Genomic DNA, 18,029 nt, shown 5'->3' with positions numbered 1-18,029 from the left:
TAGCTGGTCTGTTGCGTGAGACCGCTCGAAATTCTCGTTACTTTTTGGGATGCTTGCTCTTATCGCGGAGCGAGTGCAAATAGGCGACGAGATCGTCGGTCTCGCTGGCCTGTAGCACATCACTGAACGCTGGCATCTGCTTGCTGCCGTTTTGTATCTGCGCGCGGATCTGCTCGTCGTTGAGACGCCGGCCGACTCCGGAGAGGTCGGGGCCCTTCACGCCGCCGTTGCCGCGGATCGTATGACACTGTGGGCAACCGCTGCTGGCGAATGCCTGGGCTCCGCGGATGCGGGGATCGGTTGAAACCGGTTCGGCAGGCGAGGGTGCGGGAGCAGGAGGTGCGGAATCCTGCGCGAAGGAGGAGACGGCTGAGAGTATGGCGAGCAGAGCGAGGCGACGCAGGATCATTGGGCGGGCGTTCCGCCTTGTTTGGCCTGCTGCGGAGTGAGATCGGTGTGGGTGTGCCACGGGATTGTCTCGTTCGCCACCTCGGTGTGCTTGCGCAGGAACTCGAGAGCGTAGGTGCTGGCGGTGGGGTCGTCCTTCTGGTCGGCGAACATGGCGGCCTCGTGCGCAGCCTTGTCGGCGAGGCCTAGGCGGCGATAGACGATGGAGAGGATGTAGTGGGCCGCGAGATCGTCCGGGTCGATGGTCTGGAGCGTCTCGTACTCGGCGCGCGCTTCGTTGTATTTGCGCTGCTGATAGAAGGAGAAGCCGAGCTCACGATGGGCATCGCGGGAGCGCGGGAACTGCGCGATGACCTCATGCAGATCGGCGATGGCGGCATCGAGGTTGCCTTGATTGCGTTCGACGAGCGCGAGGTAGTAGAGCGCGCGCGCGTTGCGCGGGCTGAGCTTGAGCGCCTGGTCGAGCGTGGTGCGAGAGTCGTCGTAGCGCTGCCACTGGAAGTTGGCGATGGCGATGTTGGTGTGGGCGTCAGGGTAGTCGGGCCGGAGCCTGGCGACCTGCTCGAAGGCGCGGACGCTCTCGGCGTACTGCTGGGCGTCGAGCATGGCGATCCCGTAGTTGTTCCAGCGCATCCAGAGCGGGTTGTCGACAGGGTCAGGCTTCGTAGCTGGGTTGTTGCCTAGCTCGAAGCTACGTGTACGCGCGGCCATCTCGACGATGGGCATAGGATAGTGGTCCTTGCCCATGGCGAAGTCCATGAAGTGCTGGTCGAAGCGGCGGTAGTTGACGCGCGCAGTGACGGTGATGGGGCCCTTTGCGTCAACAGGCACTCGAAACTGGTAGCGAACGATCTGCGAGCGGCCGGAGGCGATGGTGTTGTTGTAGGCGACGACGCGGTTGTTCCAGACCTGGTGAAGATCGTTGATCTCGCCTTTGACGTTGACAAGGCGATTGGTGAAGCTGTGTGCGCGCGGGTCCAGATCGCCGTTCGGCATAAGGCCGCCGGAGTGGGAGAGGATGCGACCGGTGGCGTCCTTGGCTTCGAACTCGACCCAGCTCTCGTACATATCTCGCTGCTCCGGGACGTGGCTGTGTGCGATGCCCTTGTTCTGGATGATGATCGACGTGGTGAGCGTGTCGCCGGAGGCAATGGAGACGGGTTCCGTGCCGAGCGGGCCGGTCATGCTGCCGCCGTTTTTCTCCAGGCCGAAGATGTCGATATTGAAGACGTTGTTGCGCAGGAAGGCGACGGTCTTATCCATCTGCACGTCGTAGCCGTAGAACTTCGACATGATGGTGTTGGCGCCGAGCCAGCGGTGGCTTGCAAGCTTTCCCTCTTTCGCGCCGGGATCGGAGAGGGTGAGCGCCTCGCGCGGCATGTGGCAGGTCTGGCAGGTGGAGACGGAGTCCTTGGTGTAGAAGGGCAGCGGAGATTGTTTGGCGAAGCTGGACTGCTGCCACTCGTCGTAGAGGAAGATGGCGCGCTGCCACTTGTAGTCGTTCAGCTGCCTAGGAAGCGCGGCCTTGTGGCATGCCGAGCAGTACTCGCTGGTGCGATAGAAGTCTTTCATGACCGCCTTCGAGTGGCGGTCGAGGTGCGTAAGGATCTCCTTGTCGGAGATGTCGCCGTAGATGGGTTTGTCATTTTCATCAACGAGCACGGCGGGCTGCGCGAGCACGTAGCTGCCGGTGCCGCGGGTGTCGACCTTCTGGATGGCGTGGCAGACCGAGCAGGTGACGCCGTCCTCGTCGAACTTGCGGTTGATCGGTGAGCCCTTGGTCATGGCTCCCGAAGTAAGCGCGATCGGGTTGTGGCAGCCTTCGCAGTGGCGGGCGTACTCGATGCCTTTTTCTGCCATGAGGAGGTTGACATTGCGCGTGTACCAGGGGGTGCGGAAGGAGTTGGAGTGCGCGGACTGGCGCCACTCGGCGTGGGCCTGTTGGTGGCAGTGGCCGCAGTACTTCGCGGTGGGGAAGGATCTGGGGTTGATGAACTCGCCGGTGTCTGTGGTGGCGAGCGAGGGAAGGAAGGGATGGTCGGCGCCGAAGCGGGTGTTGTAGTGCTCGGCGACGGACTGCGAGTAGACGGTGCGTTGTGCGGGCTGGGCAGCGTCGTTGTCCGCGTGCGCGGTCGAGGTTCGCGCTCCGAGAAGGAAGCAGGTGAGGCTTCCACCCAGCAGGGCGCCAACGAGGACGCGGCCGATTCGCTGGGGGAGAGACCTGAGTTTCATAGCGTGCTGATTCTAGTGAACCGCGGGATGAGTTGGCTATCCATCAAAAGGTTGAGATGTTCGGGAGCGTTATGGTTTTGAGCCCTTGCCTTCGGTGAGGGTGATGATCTGGTCGGGCTTTCCTGCGGTGAACTTCTCTACGGAGCCGCTGGGCCAGTGAACCTCGATGGAGTCGATTGCAGTCGCGTCGCCGAGCCCGAAGTGGACGCGCGGGTCGTGCGTAGAGGCGTAGCTGGCGCCGGAGATGACGTCGCCGCGCTGGCGCTTCCCGCCTGCGGTGAGGTAGACCGTTGCACCGACCGCATCGCGCGGGCTCTTTGGGCCGCCGACGAGTTTCAGTTCGATCCAATGGTGGGTGTCGGGGGAGACGTTGCGCAGCAGCAGCGGATGACCGTCGAGCACGTTGATGACGGCGTCGAGCCTGCCGTCGTTGAAGAGGTCGCCGACAGCGAGGCCGTGGCCGGCGACGACGTGCGCGAGGCCGGAGCCTTCGACTGCGGGGACCGGCTCGAATTTTTTGCCGTCGAGGTTGCGGAAGAGCAGGGGGCGCTGGGCGTAGCTGGTGCCCCAGGGCATCCTGTCGACGAGCGGGTAGACGTGGCCGTTGGCGATGATGATGTCCTTCCAGCCGTCGTTGTCGAAGTCGAGGAAGGCGTCGCCCCAGCCGAGGAAGGGGACGGTAGGCTCGGCGATGCCGAGCTGGTAGCTGGCGTCGGTGAAGTTGGCGCCTCCGTCGTTGCGGTAGAGCGGGTTGTAGTCGTCGGAGAAGGTGGTGTTGTAGATGTCGACGAGGCCGTTGTTCTGGTAGCTTCCGATGGCGATCCCCATGGAGGCGGTCTCGCGGCCGTTCTCGTTGAGGGCGTAGCCGGAGGCGTAGCTGGCGTCCTCGAAGGTTCCGTCGCCTTTGTTCAGGTAGAGATAGTTCGGGGTCGAGTCGTCGGCGACGAGGAGATCGAGTTTGCCGTCGTTGTTGATGTCGACGAAGGCGGAGGAGAGGCCGTAGTAGGTGCTCTTGTCGGCTACGCCGGCCTTTTCGCTGACGTCGGTGAAGGTTCCGTCGCCGTTGTTGTGGAAGAGGTGGTCGGGCTCGCCTTTGAGGCCGCGGGGGCCGCACATGACGTCCTGTCCGCGGAACTGGCAGAAGCTGTTGCTTGTGTCTTTTTTGTCGGGCGCGGGGGCGGTGGCTACGTCGTAGTGGATGTAGCCGGGGACGAAGAGGTCGAGGCGGCCGTCGTTGTCGTAGTCGCCCCAGGTGGCGCCGGTGGACCAGTTGCCGAGGGTAACGCCGGCCTTCTCGGCTACGTCGGTGAAGGTTCCGTCGTGGTTGTTGTGATAGAGGCGGTTCTTGCCGAAGTTGGAGACGTAGATGTCGGGCCAGCCGTCGTTGTCGTAGTCGGCGATGGCGGCGCCGAAGCCCCAGCGCTCGTTGGTGACGCCGGCTTTGTCGGCGACGTTGGTGAAGGTTCCGTCGTGGTTGTTGTGGAAGAGCGCGGCCTTGGGGGCGGGCGCCTTGCCGGCAAGCGCGTCGTAGGTGGTGCCGTTGACGAGGTAGATGTCGAGCCAGCCGTCGTTGTCGTAGTCGATGAGCCCGACGCCGGAGCCGTTGGCTTCGATGATGAAACGTTTCTCCGGGGTTCCCATGGTGTGGGTCCAGGAGGCGAGGCCGGACTTGGCTGTGGCGTCCTCGAAGATGACGGTGCCGGTTTTTACGAAGCCGCCGGCGGTGATGGGGCGGTGTTGCTGGTCGTAGGTGGCGGGGTGCGCTCCGCCGGTGTTGACTCCGCCTCGGGCGGGAGGCTGGCCGCCCTCCTGGGGCCGATCGGGCTGCTGACCGGACTGGGCGGGGCTGAGGGCCGGGAGGAGCAGCAGGGTGCAGAGTGTGGCGATGCAGCGGGCGGCGGGGTGGAACCGGGTCATTCAGAGTCCTTTGTCTGGCGCGGCGAGTTCACGCGGGCTTTCGGGCCGTGAACAGGTTTACCATGCCGTGCCAGTTCCGCGTAAGTTTCCGCCTCCTGTTTGAGGTACCCCCTCCCCGCACTTACGTGTGCAAAGTATTCAAGCAAGGTAAGTTAGGTTGGTACCTTCGTGTGTTTGGGCTGCCAAGCGAAAGCCCCCGGCGGGGTGCGCCGAGGGCTTTCGAACTACTTAGCTTCTTTAAGAATAGCAGGCGGAGGGGAATTAATCGGCAACGTAGATGTGGTTTGGTTTGTTGGAGATAGATGGTTTTGGGGCTTGACAAGATTTTTTCAGCAGGCAACCGCGTGTCCGCGGATTGTCTTTGAAATGTGAACGCCTGAGGGCTGCTTTACCTTAGGTTTCTGGGCGATGGAGAGATTGTGGTCGCTGCGCCCTTCGGGCTTCGCTCCAGCCTACGGCAGTGTGGTGCGCCGCTATCGCGGCGGGGCTTTAGACGCGGGGCTGAAGCCCCGCTCTACCTTAGAAGCAACTGCAAAAGCAACGGAAAGAGCAACCGCAGGTCCCATTCGCCTTCGCTCAGGGCAGGCTCTTCGACTTCGCTCCTGCGGAGCTTCGCTCAGGATGACACTTTGAAATTTGGCTCAGGATGACACCTTCGAGCTTCGCTCAGGATGACACTTTTATCGAAGCGTCGTGTGCTTTGTATTTAATGGGTTGCTGATCAATATCTTGGGTTGAGGCGGAGGGCATGGTGAGGCTTGTTTTTTTGCGTGCGGTTGGGATTTGTGTCGCAGTGTTTTCTGTGGTGTTGGGAGTTCGGAGTGCAGGGGCCCAGGAGCGGAAGCCTGATCTGGTGCTGAAGGGGACGATTACGGAGAAGGATCGCGAGACGTATGTCGAGGTGCCGTTTACGGTTCCAGCGGGTGTGGTGCGGGTGAGTGTTGATTTTCACTACACGGGGCATGAGAAGCAGACGACGGTGGACCTGGGGTTGGTGGATAGCGAGGGGTTTCGCGGGTGGAGCGGAGGCAACAAGAGTGCGTTTACGATCTCGGACACGGATGCTACGCCTTCGTATCTGCCGGGGCCGGTGAGGCCGGGAGTGTGGAAGCTGCTGCTGGGGGTTCCGAGTGTGGGGAAGGGGGTGCGCTCGGAGTATGTGGCGAAGGTTTACTTTGCGCGCGAGGGCGAGAGGATCGGGGCTTCGACGTTTGGCGCGGAGGCGGTGCCGGGGCCGGTGCGCGAGGGTGCGGCGTGGTACCGCGGCGATCTACATATGCACGATGCACACAGTGATGGAAGCTGCACGAGCGAGGCGGGGAAGAAGGTGCCTTGTCCGCTGTACAAGACGGTGGAGGCGGCGCGGGCGCGGGGGCTGGACTTTATCGCGATCACGGACCACAACACGATGTCGCACTTCGACGAGATGCGGGAGCTGGCGCCTTACTTCGACAGGATGCTGCTGATTCCGGGGCGCGAGGTGACGACTTTCGATGGTCATGCGAATGTTTTTGGCACGACGGAGTTCATTGATTTTCGGCTGACGAGCAAGGGCGTGCCGACGTTCAAGGCGTTGATGGATGAGGTGGAGCGGAAGGGTGGGCTGCTGTCGATCAATCATCCGGGGCTGCCGACGGGGAGCGCTTGCATGGGGTGTGGGTGGTCGGTGAAGGATACGGAATTCAGCAGGGTGCATGTGGTTGAGGCGATCAACGGAGGCAATATGGATGGTCCGCTGTCAGGAATTCCGTTCTGGCAGAAGAGGCTGAACGATGGGTTTCGGGTGACGGCGGTGGGTGGAAGCGATAACCACAATGCGACGCTGGAACCGCAGCACGGAGTGGGGAAGCCGACGACGGTGGTGTATGCGAAGGAGCTTTCGGAGGCGGCGGTACTGGAGGGGATTCGCGCGGGACATGTCTTTGTGGATGCGACGGGATCGCGGGATCGCGCGATTGAGTTTGGGGCTTCGGCGGGTGGGGAGAACGTGATGATGGGGGATTCGTTGAAGGTGCCGGCGGGGGTGGCGGTGAAGTTTCGTCTGACGATGACGGGGCTGGTGGGGGCGCGTGCGGAGGTGGTGCGGGATGGTGAGGTGAAGGCTCTGGGGGATGCGGTTGCCGGGCCGAGTGAGACGAGGGAGTTTGAGGAGGTTTCGGATGGGAAGCGGCATTGGGTGCGGGTGAATGTGAGGGGGAGTGATGGTGGGTTGCTGGTGTTGGGGAATCCGGTTTATTTGAATTTTTAGTGGGTGCTTGGTGCGGTTGGGTCGCGCTTGCGCACGATGAACCCATGTCTCAGAAGCGAGACGTGGGGCACCCTGCGGGAATCCGGTTTATCTGAATTGTTAACTTTTGGAGCGGGTGGGATCTTCGGCGGTGCGAGCGGTGTGAAATACGGGGGTTCTTCGCTTCGCTCGGAATGACGGTCTTTACCGTAGTGGCTAAACCGTAGTGGCTAACGATGGGATGCCCCGAAGGAAGGCTGCTTTAGAACGGTTGCTGCGAAGAGTTGTCAGAAGGGGTTGCCGCGGAAGAAGAAGATGAGTTCGATGACGAGGATGATGACGACGGCGGATTCGAGGAAGAGGGCGCGGCTCTGGTTGAACTGGTCGACCATGAAGCGGTAGAGGTCTTCGGCGGTGTTGATTTTTTGGGTAACGAGGTCCTTGTAGTCGGGGACGCCGACCTTGGAGGCGGCGAGGCGGTAGAGGCGCGCGGCGAACATGTCGCTGAGGAATTTGATGGCGTTGTCGGCGTGCTCGGTGAGTTCCATGACCTCGAGCAGGACGGTGTGGAGGTTGGTGGCGGAGCGGGCGAGGCGCCAGCGGAAGAGGATTCCGGTGCGCTTTTCGAGCGAGTCGTAGACGGTGTCGAGCTCGCGGGTGAGGAGGTCGTCGTAGTGGCGGAACTCGAGGAGCTGGGAGTTGGCGTACTCGAGGAGCTGGATGGCGGTCTCCGCGCCGGCGGGGGTGTCGTAGAGGAGGGCGGCGTTCCAGCCGATGACGGCGAGGTCGGAGGGGTAGTAGGAGATGCGGGACTGGAGGACCTCGTGGCACTCGCCTTCGGAGAGTTGGAGGTTCTCGCCGCGGACGACCTGGGCGATGCTGGGGCCGTGGTTGGCGATGAGCTGCGAGGCGGTGGGGGAGCCGGCGATCTCGCGGAGGTGGAAGATGAAGTAGTCCTCGGAGAGCCAGTCGGCGTAGGGTTTGTGGAGCGCGGGGCGGGCGCGCTCGAGACTCTGGCGGACGATGAGGGAGGCGTGAGCGGCGAAGTCGACGTCCCAGACCCAGCGGGAGGAGAGGGAGATGAGGCGTTGCCAGTCGGCGGAGAAGGGGAGCTCGAAGACGACGGAGAGGACGCCGTAGTCGTAGTACTTGATCTCGGCGCGGAGGCGCTCGCCGCTGTCGAGGACGAGAGGTTCGACGGGTTCGACGACGGGCGGGCGCTGGTAGCGGATGTAGCCGGGAGTGGGGTGTTTGAGCGACGGCTGCGAGACGGTGGCGGCGCCGAGGATATGGCGGAGCTGGTCGAGGCGAATCTCTTCGCAGATGTCGAACTGGAGAAGGACGAGGACGGAGCCGGAGAGCGGGCCGGGGGCGGGCGGCGCGGCTGGCGCGACTTGGGTGGAGGTCGGCTGCATCCTGTGAAGGATGGTACCGGTTTTACGCGAGTGGGGTGCGATCGGTAGATTTGTTGATTGTCAGAAAGGTCAGGGATTGACCGGTGATGAATACGAAGAAGACGCCTCCGCTGTATGTCAAGGTGGCTCCGACGGATAATGTCGCGATCGTTGTGAACGAGGGCGGTCTTCCGGCGGGGGCGCGGTTTGCCTCGGGGTTGGTGTTGACGGAGGCCATTCCGGAGGCTCACAAGGTTGCTCTGGTCGACCTGCCGGAGGGGGCGGCGGTGATTCGCTATGGCGTCACGATTGGTCATGCGCAGAGCGATATTCCGAGGGGCAGCTGGGTGCATGAGGGGAATATCAGTGTGCCATCTCCGCCGTCGCTTGATGATCTGCCGATTGCGACCGATGTGTCGGCGGTGCTGCCGCCGCTCGAAGGGGTGACGTTTGAGGGATTTCTCAACGACGATGGGTCGGTGGGGACGAAGAATATTCTTGGGATTACGACGACGGTGCAGTGCGTTGCGGCGACGGTTGAGTTTGCGGTCTCGCGCATCAAGAAGGAGATTCTTCCGAAGTATTCCAACGTGGACGATGTGGTTGCGCTCACGCATCCTTATGGGTGCGGGGTTGCGATCAACGCTCCGGGGGCTGAGATTCCGATCCGCACGCTGCGGAATCTGATGCTGAACCCGAACCTGGGAGGCGCTCCGATGGTGGTGAGTCTGGGGTGCGAGAAGCTGCAGCCTTCGCAACTGATTCCGGCGGGGACGCTGTCCATCCTGTCTGAGGAGCCGTTTCTGGTTCGGCTGCAGGATGAGCAGCATCACAGCTTCGGCGACATGGTGCAGGCGATCATGGCGATGGCGGAGAGACGGCTGGATCAACTGAATAGACGGAGGAGAACGACTCGGCCAGTGTCGGATCTCGTCGTTGGGCTACAGTGTGGGGGGAGCGATGCCTTCTCTGGGGTTACGGCGAATCCCGCTGTGGGGTATGCGGCGGACCTGCTGGTGCGGGCGGGCGCGACGGTGATGTTCTCCGAGGTGACGGAGGTTCGCGATGGCATTCATCTACTGACGGCGAGGGCCGCAGACGAACGGGTCGCGGCGGAGCTGATCCGGGAGATGAGGTGGTATGACACGTATCTCGACCAGGGCCACGTGGATCGAAGCGCGAACCCGACGCCGGGGAACAAGCGCGGCGGGCTTGCCAATATTGTCGAAAAGGCGCTTGGATCGATTGCGAAGGCGGGTAATTCGCCGATCGTCGGGGTGTATGGTCCGGGGGAACAGGTGAAGACGAAGGGGCTGATCTTCGCCGCGACACCGGCGAGCGACTTCATCTGCGGTACGCTGCAGCTTGCCGCTTCGATGAACATGCACGTGTTTACGACTGGGCGAGGGACGCCGTATGGGCTCGCGATGGCTCCTGTGATTAAGGTTGCTTCCAGAACGTCGCTTGCAGAGCGCTGGAAGGATCTGATCGACATCAATGCGGGGACGATTGCTACCGGGGAAGAGACGATCGCCGAGGTGGGGCAACGTATCTTCGACATGATTGTTGAGGTGGCAAGCGGTCGTAGGGAGACATGGGCCGATCACTGGCGACTGCACAATGACCTTGCTCTGTTCAACCCTGCTCCTGTTACTTAGAGATGCGAAAGAAATGTTCTGTGCCCATTTGAGATTAGACCAGTGCTGGCAAAGGTGCTGAGTAGCGTCAACTGGGTTGATAAGCGCCATCGAGCGCCCACCGGAGTGGCTTATGTGGAAAGGTGGGCTAGGACATACTTATCCGGCTGCTTATCAAATGCCTCTTTGCAGCCACCACAACAGAAGTGGAACGGTTTACCGGCAAACTCCGATCTGTACTTGGCTTTCCTTACGTCTACGGTCATTCCGCAAATTGGATCTGTCGCTTCCTCTTTGATTTCTTGCGACGCGGCGATGTCGTTCTGTTCGACAGCTTGTTTCCTGCTCAGCTGGACGATCTCGGCGAGGATGCTCACGGCAATTTCCTCTTCCGTGCCAGCCTGAATGTTCAGTCCCGCCGGGGCCCGAACCTGGTTCAGTCTTTCCGTACTGACCCCTCGTTCGCCTACGGATTGAAGGACCTTCGCTGCCTTCACCTTGCTAGCGACAAACGCCACATAAGACGCATTAGTTTTGAGCGCTTGTTCGAGCGCCTTTTCGTCGTACTCTCCCTGGGTGGACACGACGATAAAGGTCTGCGGTCCGATCCTTACTCCGCTGAGGTCCAAATCCGCCTGCACTTGGTCCGCATCTGGATAGGTCGCGCGGTCAGCCTGCGGAGCGGCGACCGAAACTGAGTAGTTGATAGCCTTGCCGAGCTTGGCCAACGTTCGTCCCACAGGGGAACGCCCCAGAATCAAGATATTCGGCTTCGGTAGAACAGGCTCGATATAAACGTCCAGAGTGCCACCGCTATGGCAGGTCATGTTGTAAGCCACGATGCCCTCCTCCTGAGAAGATGATGGGCTGATACGGACCAGCCGAGGTCGACCGTCTTTGAGCGCTTTGAGTGCCTCCTTGATCACCGCTGGTTGTGCGCAGCCGCCACCGATCCAGCCCCAAACCGTGCCGTCGGCGAAGACGATCGCCTTATCCCCAACTTTGCCCGAGATCGGCGACAGGTAGCGCACAACCTCGGCGACTGCGTAGGGCTCACCTTTTGCGAGCAGTTCACTCGCCTTGTTCAGGAACTGATCGAACATTTGTTATCTCCTCTTCCATATCTATCCCTACAGATATTTCTCCAGTGCCAACAGGCTCTCCAGGTTATGCGCCGAAGCAAAGACATCCACGTAAGGGAGCGCAGCAGCCATGCCCCGTGTAATGGGCTGATACTCTTTCAGTCCCAGCAGCGGATTAAGCCATAGGACCTTTTGCACTCGTCGCCTGACAGCTCGTAGTTGCGCCGCCAGCAGGTCAGGTTCTCCGGTATCCCAGCCGTCACTCAGGATAAGGAAGATGGTATCGCGCGAGAGCAGCTTCCTTCCGTAGAGTTGGTTGAACTGCTGGAGCGACTCACCGATCCTCGTACCGCTTGACCAGCCGGCTGGCCGTTGCGAGAGCCGCTGTAGAGCCTCAGGCAGATTGCAAGTGCGAAGCAGGTCGCTGATCTCGACGACGTTGGTGCTGAAGAGAAACGTATGCATGCGCTGGAAACGCGACTGCAGGGCATAGGCAAAACGCACCAGGAACAAGCTGTAGAAATTCATCGAGCCGCTGATGTCGAGAAGAATTACCAGCTTGTTCCTTCTCGGCTTTCGACCTTTGTAAGCCAAGATGATCGGCTCACCGCCATGCATGATGCTGCGCCGAATGCTTCTGCGGAGATCGACGCGATCTGCGAGTGTGCTGATGGTGAGTCTCCGCGAGCGGCGCAAGCTCATCCGCCGCAAAAGACGCAGAGAGAGCTCCTCCAGAGAAGCCAGGTCATCGTACGGCACTTCAGTGAAATCCACCTTTTTCAATCGCTGCTGTGCGCTCGCTCCATAAACCGCTTTGCTTTTCCCGTCCTGCCCCGCAGCTGCGTAGGCGGGTTGATCGAGAAATACAGTAGAGCCGTCTTCCCGTTCCGGCGGTTTCCCCTTGGAGTGTCCCTTGTACTCACCTGAGGCAGACCGTGGCCTAGGTTGTGATTCGCCCCAGAATTCCTGAAAGAGCTTAGGGAATAACTCCAATTCTTCATTGGTGGAACACAGCGCCGCCTGCAGCGCAAAGGCGAAGGTTTGCCGGTCTGTAACGTTGATTGCTTTGACTGCTTCGAGAGCCGTGATCGTCTGGCTCGGTTCCGCGGCTAGTCCACTCATTCTGAGAAAGCGGCAGAACTCTACGATGGAGGCGGCCAGGCGTTCGGATTGTTCTTGACGCATGATGTCCTCCCTGTCGCCGCCACTCTAGAAAGTCCGCGGGAGTAGCTTGTCGATCCCCGCAGACTTGAGTTTCACGCTATCCTCCATTGATTTCGCTACGCAGCCGATCGTAGCGTCGATTACCTCCGCACTCAGGCGACGGCTGCCAAGAGAAATCACGGCCTGAGCGCAGTCCAACGTCTCCGCCACTCCGGGCGGCTTCACCAGTTCCAGCGCCCGCACTGTCTGAACATACCGCACTACTTGCATGCCCAGCTCCTCTTCGATGCCGGGCAATCGGGTGCGCACAATGCTCATCTCCTTTTCGAAGCTCGGATAATCGATCCAGTGATAGAGGCACCGGCGCTTCAGAGCGTCGCTCAGCTCCCGTGTGCGGTTGGAGGTGAGAATGACGTAAGGAATGTGTTTGGCCTTGATGGTGCCCATCTCCGGCACGCTGATCTGGAAATCGGAAAGCAGTTCGAGAAGAAATGCTTCGAATGCCTCATCTGCGCGGTCGATTTCATCTATCAGGAGCACGGGGGAAGCGTCCTGAGCAAGGATCGATCTGAGCAGCGGCCGCTCCAGCAGAAACTCGGGGCTAAAGATGTGTTTCTCCTTCTCTTCCACACTCTGCTCTGTCCCTTCCTGGATCTTGATGGCCAGTAATTGTTTTTGATAATTCCATTCGTAGACTGAGGAACTGATGTCCAGCCCTTCGTAGCACTGCAGTCGAATGAGTTGGGTCCCCAACATCGACGCCAGGACTTTGGCCACTTCTGTCTTGCCGAGACCTGCATGACCTTCGATCAAAAGAGGCTTGCGCAATTTGGTCATGAGGTAGACTGCTGTGGCTAAGGAGCGGTCTGCAATGTAACCCAGGCGTCCAAAGCTCTGCATCAGAGCATCCGGGTCTCTAACAAACTCCTCCGCGGGCTGCTCCGACAGGGCTGGCATAACGGTCGCTCCACTTCTGATGAATCGGCAGACTTCAGGATTCGCGGTGAAACGCTCCTTTTGCCGCGGCCCACGCCAAGGAGGCGGCGCTAATGGGCTTGGCTTCAGGCGATGCCGCATCTGCTGGCCGTTGTAGCTGTGCCTGGAAGTTCTTCGTGAATTGCTGAAACATAATGTTGGAGACTTCGCTAATCACCCGCGATCCCATCTGTGCCAGGATTCCCACTACGTTGACCTCGGAGACGCTGGTGACCTCCGTGCCCCCATCCTCAAGCGAACGCAGTTTGCTCGTCATTTTCATCGACGCGCTTCCGCGGCCTCTCACATCCTGTCCTTTGCCGAGAATCTCCATCTCGTAGTTCTTTGGGTCGAGACGAACGATCTCCAACTCGCCTTTGTAGTCAGTTGCGCTCGGTCCCACTTTCACACTGATCGTGCCCTTGTAGGTCTTCTCATCCACTTGCTCGGTAATCTTGGCGCCGGGTACACAGGTGGCGACTCGCCTGGGATCGCTCAACAGACTCCACACCTGCTCGATCGGCTCCTTCGCCTGAAATGTTTTTTCGATTTCGATCGACATAAGCCTAATTGACCACGCCTTTCTCTTTGAGAATGTTCCACACCTTCCACGGCGCAATCGGCATGTCGATGTGTTTCACGCCAAGATGGGAAAGTGCGTCGACCACGGCATTGACGAAGGCCGCCGGAGAGCCGACATTAGGCGACTCGCCCACGCCCTTGGCGCCGAAGGGATGATGCGGCGAAGGCGTGCAGGTCTTGCCTGTCTCCCAGTGAGGAGTCTCGACCGCCGTGGGTATCAGGTAGTCCATAAAACTCCCTCCCTGCACATTGCCGCTCTCGTCGTAGCTAATCTGCTGCATGAAGGCGATGGCTAACCCCTCGGTCAAACCTCCGTGAATCTGACCTTCCACAATCATGGGATTGATGATGTTGCCGCAGTCGTCCACCGCAACGAAGCGGCGTACTTTAACCTCGCCCGTACCTTTGTCGATATCCACGACGCAGATGTATGTGCCGAAAGGAAAGGTGAGATTCGGTGGATCGTAATAGTCCACCGCTTCGAGTCCGGCTTCCATGCCCGCTGGAATATTGGTGTATGCCGCGAAGGCAATGTCCTGGATAGTTTTGGATTTACTCGGCGCGCCTTTGACGAAGAATTTGCCGGGCTCCCAATCCAGATCCTCCTCGCTGCACTCCAGCAGATGAGCCGCGATCTTTTTCGCCTTGCCGCGAATCTTACGTGCCGCCATGGCCGTGGCTGCACCGGAGACGGGAGTGCTGCGGCTGGCGTACGTTCCCAGACCATACGGAGCGGTGTCCGTGTCGCCTTCCTCAACAGTTACATCATCCGCAGGAATGCCCAACTCCTGCGCGACAATCTGTGCATACGTTGTCTCATGCCCTTGCCCCTGGCTCTTGGTTCCCATGCGGCACATGGCCTTGCCCGTGGGGTGAACGCGAATCTCGCAGCTGTCGAACATCTTGATTCCGGCGATATCGAAGGTATGGGCAGGCCCGGCCCCGACAACTTCGACGAAACTGGAAACCCCAATGCCCATCAGCTCGCCCCTCTTGCGCTTCTCCTGCTGTTCCTTCCTCAGCGCATCGTAGCCAACCGTATCCAGTGCCACCTTCATTGCGGCATCATAGTCTCCGCTGTCATAGGACCAACCTAGCGGCGACGCGTAGGGAAACTTGTGCGGAGGAATAAAATTCTTCCGCCGCAACTCAACCGGATCAGTCTTCAACTCCTGTGCCAGCACATCCACCGCTCGCTCGATGAGATAAGCGGCCTCTGTCACTCGGAACGAACAGCGATAGGCGATTCCTCCCGGCGCCTTGTTCGTGTAGACCCCATCGACCTCGCAAAAGGCAGTGGGATAGTCATACGCACCGGTGCATATGCTGAACAGGCCCGCCGGAAACTTGGTAGGTTGAGCGGCGGCGTTGAAGGCGCCATGATCAGCCAGGGTCTTCACCCGCATAGCTTTGATCTTCCCGTCCTGCCCCGCAGCGAGTTCCGCTGTCATGTGATAATCCCGCGCGAACCCGGTGGATTGCAGATTCTCCGAACGTGTCTCAATCCATTTCACCGGCCGCCCAAGAGTCAGTGAAGCCACAACCGCACAGACATATCCGGGATAGATCGGAACCTTATTCCCAAAACCACCTCCGATGTCAGGCGAAACAACACGAATATTGTTTTCTGGAATTCCACTAACCAGCGCGAACAGTGTGCGATGCACATGTGGCGCTTGCGACGTCAGGTAAATGGTGATTCGCCCAGTCGCTGCATTGAAGTCGGCGACGCACCCGCAGGTCTCGAGCGGCGCCGGGTGACAACGCTGGAAGACTGCATGCACCTTGGCTTTCACCTCTGCGTCTACGAAGGCCTTTTCTGTGGCGACTTTGTCGCCAACCTCCCAGTGAAAGATATGATTGCTCTTCTCTTCGCGGTCCTCGCGCAGGATAGGCGATCCTGGATCGAGCGCCTTATGCGGATCGACCAGCACCGGCAATTCTTCGTATTCGACCTCCACCAGTTCGGCAGCGTCCGCAGCGGTGTATTGATCTTCGGCCACCACAAAGGCCACCTCCTGCGACTGAAAGAGCACCTTCCCTGTAGCCAGTACCATTTGCTTGTCGAAGAACAGAGTAGGCATCCACGCAAGGTTTGACTTGGCGAGGTCCTCCCCGGTAATCACCGCCAAAACTCCCGGGAGTGCCTTGGCCTTCTCCGTATTCACGCTCTTCAAGCGGGCATGCGCATAGGGACTCCGCACAATGTGTCCATACACCATGTCGGGCAGGTGAACATCGTCCACATAGTTGCCTTTGCCCTGGATGAAGCGCAGATCTTCTTTGCGCTTGATCGGGTGGCCCATGCCACCGATCTCAGGCGATGTTCGGGAGATCATCTTTCCCTCCTTGCTTCATCTTGCCGGCGGCATACTGCACGGCTTTGACAATGTTCTGGTACCCGGTGCAACGGCACAGGTTCCCGGAGATCCCCCAGCGAATCTCTTCTTCAGTAGGATTCGGATTCTTCTCAAGCAGGGCGTATGACGACATCAACATGCCCGGTGTGCAGTAGCCGCACTGCAATCCATGCTCTTCTTTGAACCCTTCTTGCAGTGGATGAAGTTTGCCGTTTTGCATCAGGCCTTCCACTGTAAGCAATTCGCAGCCATCGGCCTGCACCGCGAACATCGTGCATGATTTGACTGTCTTTCCATCGAGCATCACGGTGCAGGCACCGCAATGGGTGGTGTCACATCCGACGTGAGTGCCGGTCAGTCCAGGAAATCCGCGGATGAAGTGGACCAGCAACAGCCTGGGTTCAACCTGGGCTTCGCGAATACGCCCATTAACTTTGACTTGAATCGATTGTTTCTTCGCCATGTAAGGATCCTCTGCCGCCTTTCCCAACGTCTATTTGCCTGCACGCTCGTAAGCGCGAGCGAGGGCCCGCCGGGTCAGTTCCTTGACCAGGCCCTTCTTGTATTCCACAGGGCCCCGCAGGTCAGAACTTGGCTGTGCTTCGTCGGCGGCAAGCTGGGATGCCTGCGCGATGGTGGCCTCATCCAGCTTCCTTCCACGGAGGGACTCCTCCGCCTTACTGGCTTTCACGGGCGTCGCGCCCACGTTGGTCAGACCGATACCGACGTTTTGGCAGAGTCCTCCGCCATCCAGAGTCAATTGCACGGCTACCCCCGCAGTCGCAAAGTCGCCGACCTTTCTTTCCAGCTTCAGGTAAGCGCCCCCACTCCTTGGCGGCGGCGTAGGAATGCGAATCTCACTCACGATCTCGTCATGCTGAAGGTCGGTTGTGAAGAGGGTGACGAAAAAGCTCTCAATGGGCAGCACTCTCTCGCCCTGCGGCCCCACCGCCACGACCTGCGCTCCGAGCGCCAGCATCGTAGCCGGATGGTCGTTCGCTGGGTCACCATGAGCTAGGTTGCCCGCCAGCGTCGCCATATTCCGAACTTGGGGGTCGGCGATGATGCGGGCAGTGTCGAAAATAATGGGATACTTCGAGTGAATGAGCAGGGAGTTTTCCAGTTCGGCTTCTCGCGTGAGGCCACCGATCTTCAGGTACCCGCCCTCTTCCTTGATGTAGGACAAGCCGGAGATGCGGTTGATGTCGATGAGGTAGCCGGGCCTGGCCAACCTGAACTTCATCATGGGAATGAGACTTTGTCCGCCGCTCAAAATCTTGGCATCGTCACCGTACTGCTGCAAGAAGGCGATAGCTTCAGGAATGGTATTCGGTCTGAGATACTCAAAGGCCGGCGGGATCATCGTCGTCTACCCTCCCATCCAGGTTCCTGGATGTTGACGAAAAGCCACTGACGCGAAACCCGCGAGACTGAGAGAGCCTGCAGGCCCGGCAACGTTATAGTCTCCGGAAAGGCGGAAGGTCAAACGCAGCAGGATATGGATGTTGCCCCCACAACGTCACGATCGACCAGCCGGAAGTTCTGACCGCAATCCTAGTCTAGGAACTTGTTGAAGAATGCGACTGCTGTGCAGTCATGTTCGTCTAACTGGGATGCGTGGAGATGAGCGGGTTCAGGATGGGATGTTCAGCTATGTGTCGTTGGAGGAGCGTGTGCCTCAGGATCACCCGTTGCGTGCGGTGCGCCAGCTGACCGACCAGGTTCTGGGGTCACTGAGTGGGGAGTTTGACCAGCTGTATGCTGCGACGGGTCGTCGCTCGATTGCGCCGGAGTATATTCTGCGGGGCTTGTTGTTGCAGCTGTTTTACTCCATCCGTTCGGAGCGGCAGTTGGTCGAGCAGATCGACTACAACCTGCTGTTTCGTTGGTTCGTCGGGCTGGGCATGGACGACGCGGTATGGCACCACGCGGTGTTTTCCAAGAACCGCGATCGGTTGCTGAGCAGCGCGGTCGCGCAGCAGTTCTTCCGCGAGGTCAACCGGCAGGCCAAGCGCTTCATGAGCGATGAGCACTTCACCGTGGATGGCACG

At 59.7% G+C, this 18,029-nt stretch carries 14 protein-coding genes; 3 read left to right on the top strand and 11 right to left on the bottom strand.

Going from position 1 to position 18,029, the window contains the following annotated elements; genetic code table 11:
- Positions 1–37: 37 nt before the first annotated feature.
- The 3 genes from Q363_RS05875 to Q363_RS05865 all read right to left on the bottom strand — a co-directional run bounded on the left by Q363_RS05875 (position 38) and on the right by Q363_RS05865 (position 4,557).
- Positions 38–409 carry a c-type cytochrome gene (locus Q363_RS05875; protein WP_035348624.1) on the bottom strand — a complete coding sequence of 124 codons (372 nt, stop codon included), beginning with the start codon at positions 407–409 and terminating at the stop codon, positions 38–40.
- A complete protein-coding gene (locus Q363_RS05870; protein ID WP_051978436.1) occupies positions 406–2,640 on the bottom strand; it encodes a tetratricopeptide repeat protein in 2,235 nt (744 codons plus the stop codon). The genes Q363_RS05875 and Q363_RS05870 overlap by 4 nt, the downstream gene beginning before the upstream one ends.
- A gap of 69 nt (positions 2,641–2,709) precedes the next feature.
- On the bottom strand, positions 2,710–4,557 hold the full coding sequence (locus Q363_RS05865; RefSeq protein WP_084080064.1) for a CRTAC1 family protein: 1,848 nt from the start codon (positions 4,555–4,557) through the stop codon (positions 2,710–2,712).
- Positions 4,558–5,305: 748 nt separating this feature from the next.
- On the opposite strand from Q363_RS05865, the gene Q363_RS05860 reads away from it, so the two are divergent.
- Positions 5,306–6,805, top strand: coding sequence for a CehA/McbA family metallohydrolase (locus Q363_RS05860; RefSeq protein WP_035348622.1), 1,500 nt, complete (start codon positions 5,306–5,308; stop codon positions 6,803–6,805).
- Between the two features lie 266 nt (positions 6,806–7,071).
- Here Q363_RS05860 and Q363_RS05855 read toward each other — a convergent pair whose 3' ends face one another.
- Positions 7,072–8,199, bottom strand: coding sequence for a hypothetical protein (locus tag Q363_RS05855; RefSeq protein WP_051978435.1), 1,128 nt, complete (start codon positions 8,197–8,199; stop codon positions 7,072–7,074).
- Positions 8,200–8,285: 86 nt separating this feature from the next.
- Between Q363_RS05855 and garD the strand changes: the two genes are divergently transcribed.
- Positions 8,286–9,836: a galactarate dehydratase gene (gene garD / locus Q363_RS05850; RefSeq protein WP_035348621.1), complete on the top strand. Its 1,551-nt coding sequence runs from the start codon at positions 8,286–8,288 to the stop codon at positions 9,834–9,836.
- Between the two features lie 110 nt (positions 9,837–9,946).
- Here the strand turns inward: garD and Q363_RS05845 are convergent, their stop codons facing one another.
- Genes Q363_RS05845 through Q363_RS05815 form a run of 7 tightly spaced genes read right to left on the bottom strand, consistent with a single transcriptional unit; the run spans position 9,947 to position 17,341 of the window.
- A complete protein-coding gene (locus Q363_RS05845) occupies positions 9,947–10,918 on the bottom strand; it encodes an XdhC family protein (protein ID WP_035348619.1) in 972 nt (323 codons plus the stop codon).
- 27 nt (positions 10,919–10,945) lie between these two features.
- On the bottom strand, positions 10,946–12,082 hold the full coding sequence (locus tag Q363_RS05840) for a vWA domain-containing protein (RefSeq protein WP_035348618.1): 1,137 nt from the start codon (positions 12,080–12,082) through the stop codon (positions 10,946–10,948).
- A gap of 24 nt (positions 12,083–12,106) precedes the next feature.
- Positions 12,107–13,018, bottom strand: a complete 912-nt coding sequence (locus Q363_RS05835) for an AAA family ATPase (RefSeq protein ID WP_051978434.1) — start codon at positions 13,016–13,018, stop codon at positions 12,107–12,109.
- A gap of 34 nt (positions 13,019–13,052) precedes the next feature.
- Positions 13,053–13,598 (bottom strand): SRPBCC family protein, encoded by a 546-nt coding sequence (locus Q363_RS05830; RefSeq protein WP_051978433.1) that lies wholly within the window; start codon positions 13,596–13,598, stop codon positions 13,053–13,055.
- A 4-nt stretch (positions 13,599–13,602) separates the two neighbouring features.
- The gene (locus Q363_RS05825) at positions 13,603–15,957 is read right to left on the bottom strand and encodes an aerobic carbon-monoxide dehydrogenase large subunit (RefSeq protein ID WP_035348617.1); all 2,355 of its coding nucleotides are present in this window, start codon (positions 15,955–15,957) and stop codon (positions 13,603–13,605) included.
- Positions 15,935–16,441 (bottom strand): (2Fe-2S)-binding protein, encoded by a 507-nt coding sequence (locus Q363_RS05820; protein ID WP_035348781.1) that lies wholly within the window; start codon positions 16,439–16,441, stop codon positions 15,935–15,937. The genes Q363_RS05825 and Q363_RS05820 overlap by 23 nt, the downstream gene beginning before the upstream one ends.
- A gap of 30 nt (positions 16,442–16,471) precedes the next feature.
- The gene (locus Q363_RS05815) at positions 16,472–17,341 is read right to left on the bottom strand and encodes an FAD binding domain-containing protein (protein ID WP_035348616.1); all 870 of its coding nucleotides are present in this window, start codon (positions 17,339–17,341) and stop codon (positions 16,472–16,474) included.
- Positions 17,342–17,591: 250 nt separating this feature from the next.
- On the opposite strand from Q363_RS05815, the gene Q363_RS05810 reads away from it, so the two are divergent.
- On the top strand, positions 17,592–18,029 hold a 438-nt coding region (locus Q363_RS05810), incomplete at its 3' end, for a transposase (RefSeq protein ID WP_035348780.1).

This window comes from Edaphobacter aggregans DSM 19364, assembly GCF_000745965.1.
Taxonomy (GTDB): Bacteria; Acidobacteriota; Terriglobia; order Terriglobales; family Acidobacteriaceae; genus Edaphobacter; species Edaphobacter aggregans.
This window is presented reverse-complemented; position numbering and strand designations above follow the sequence as displayed.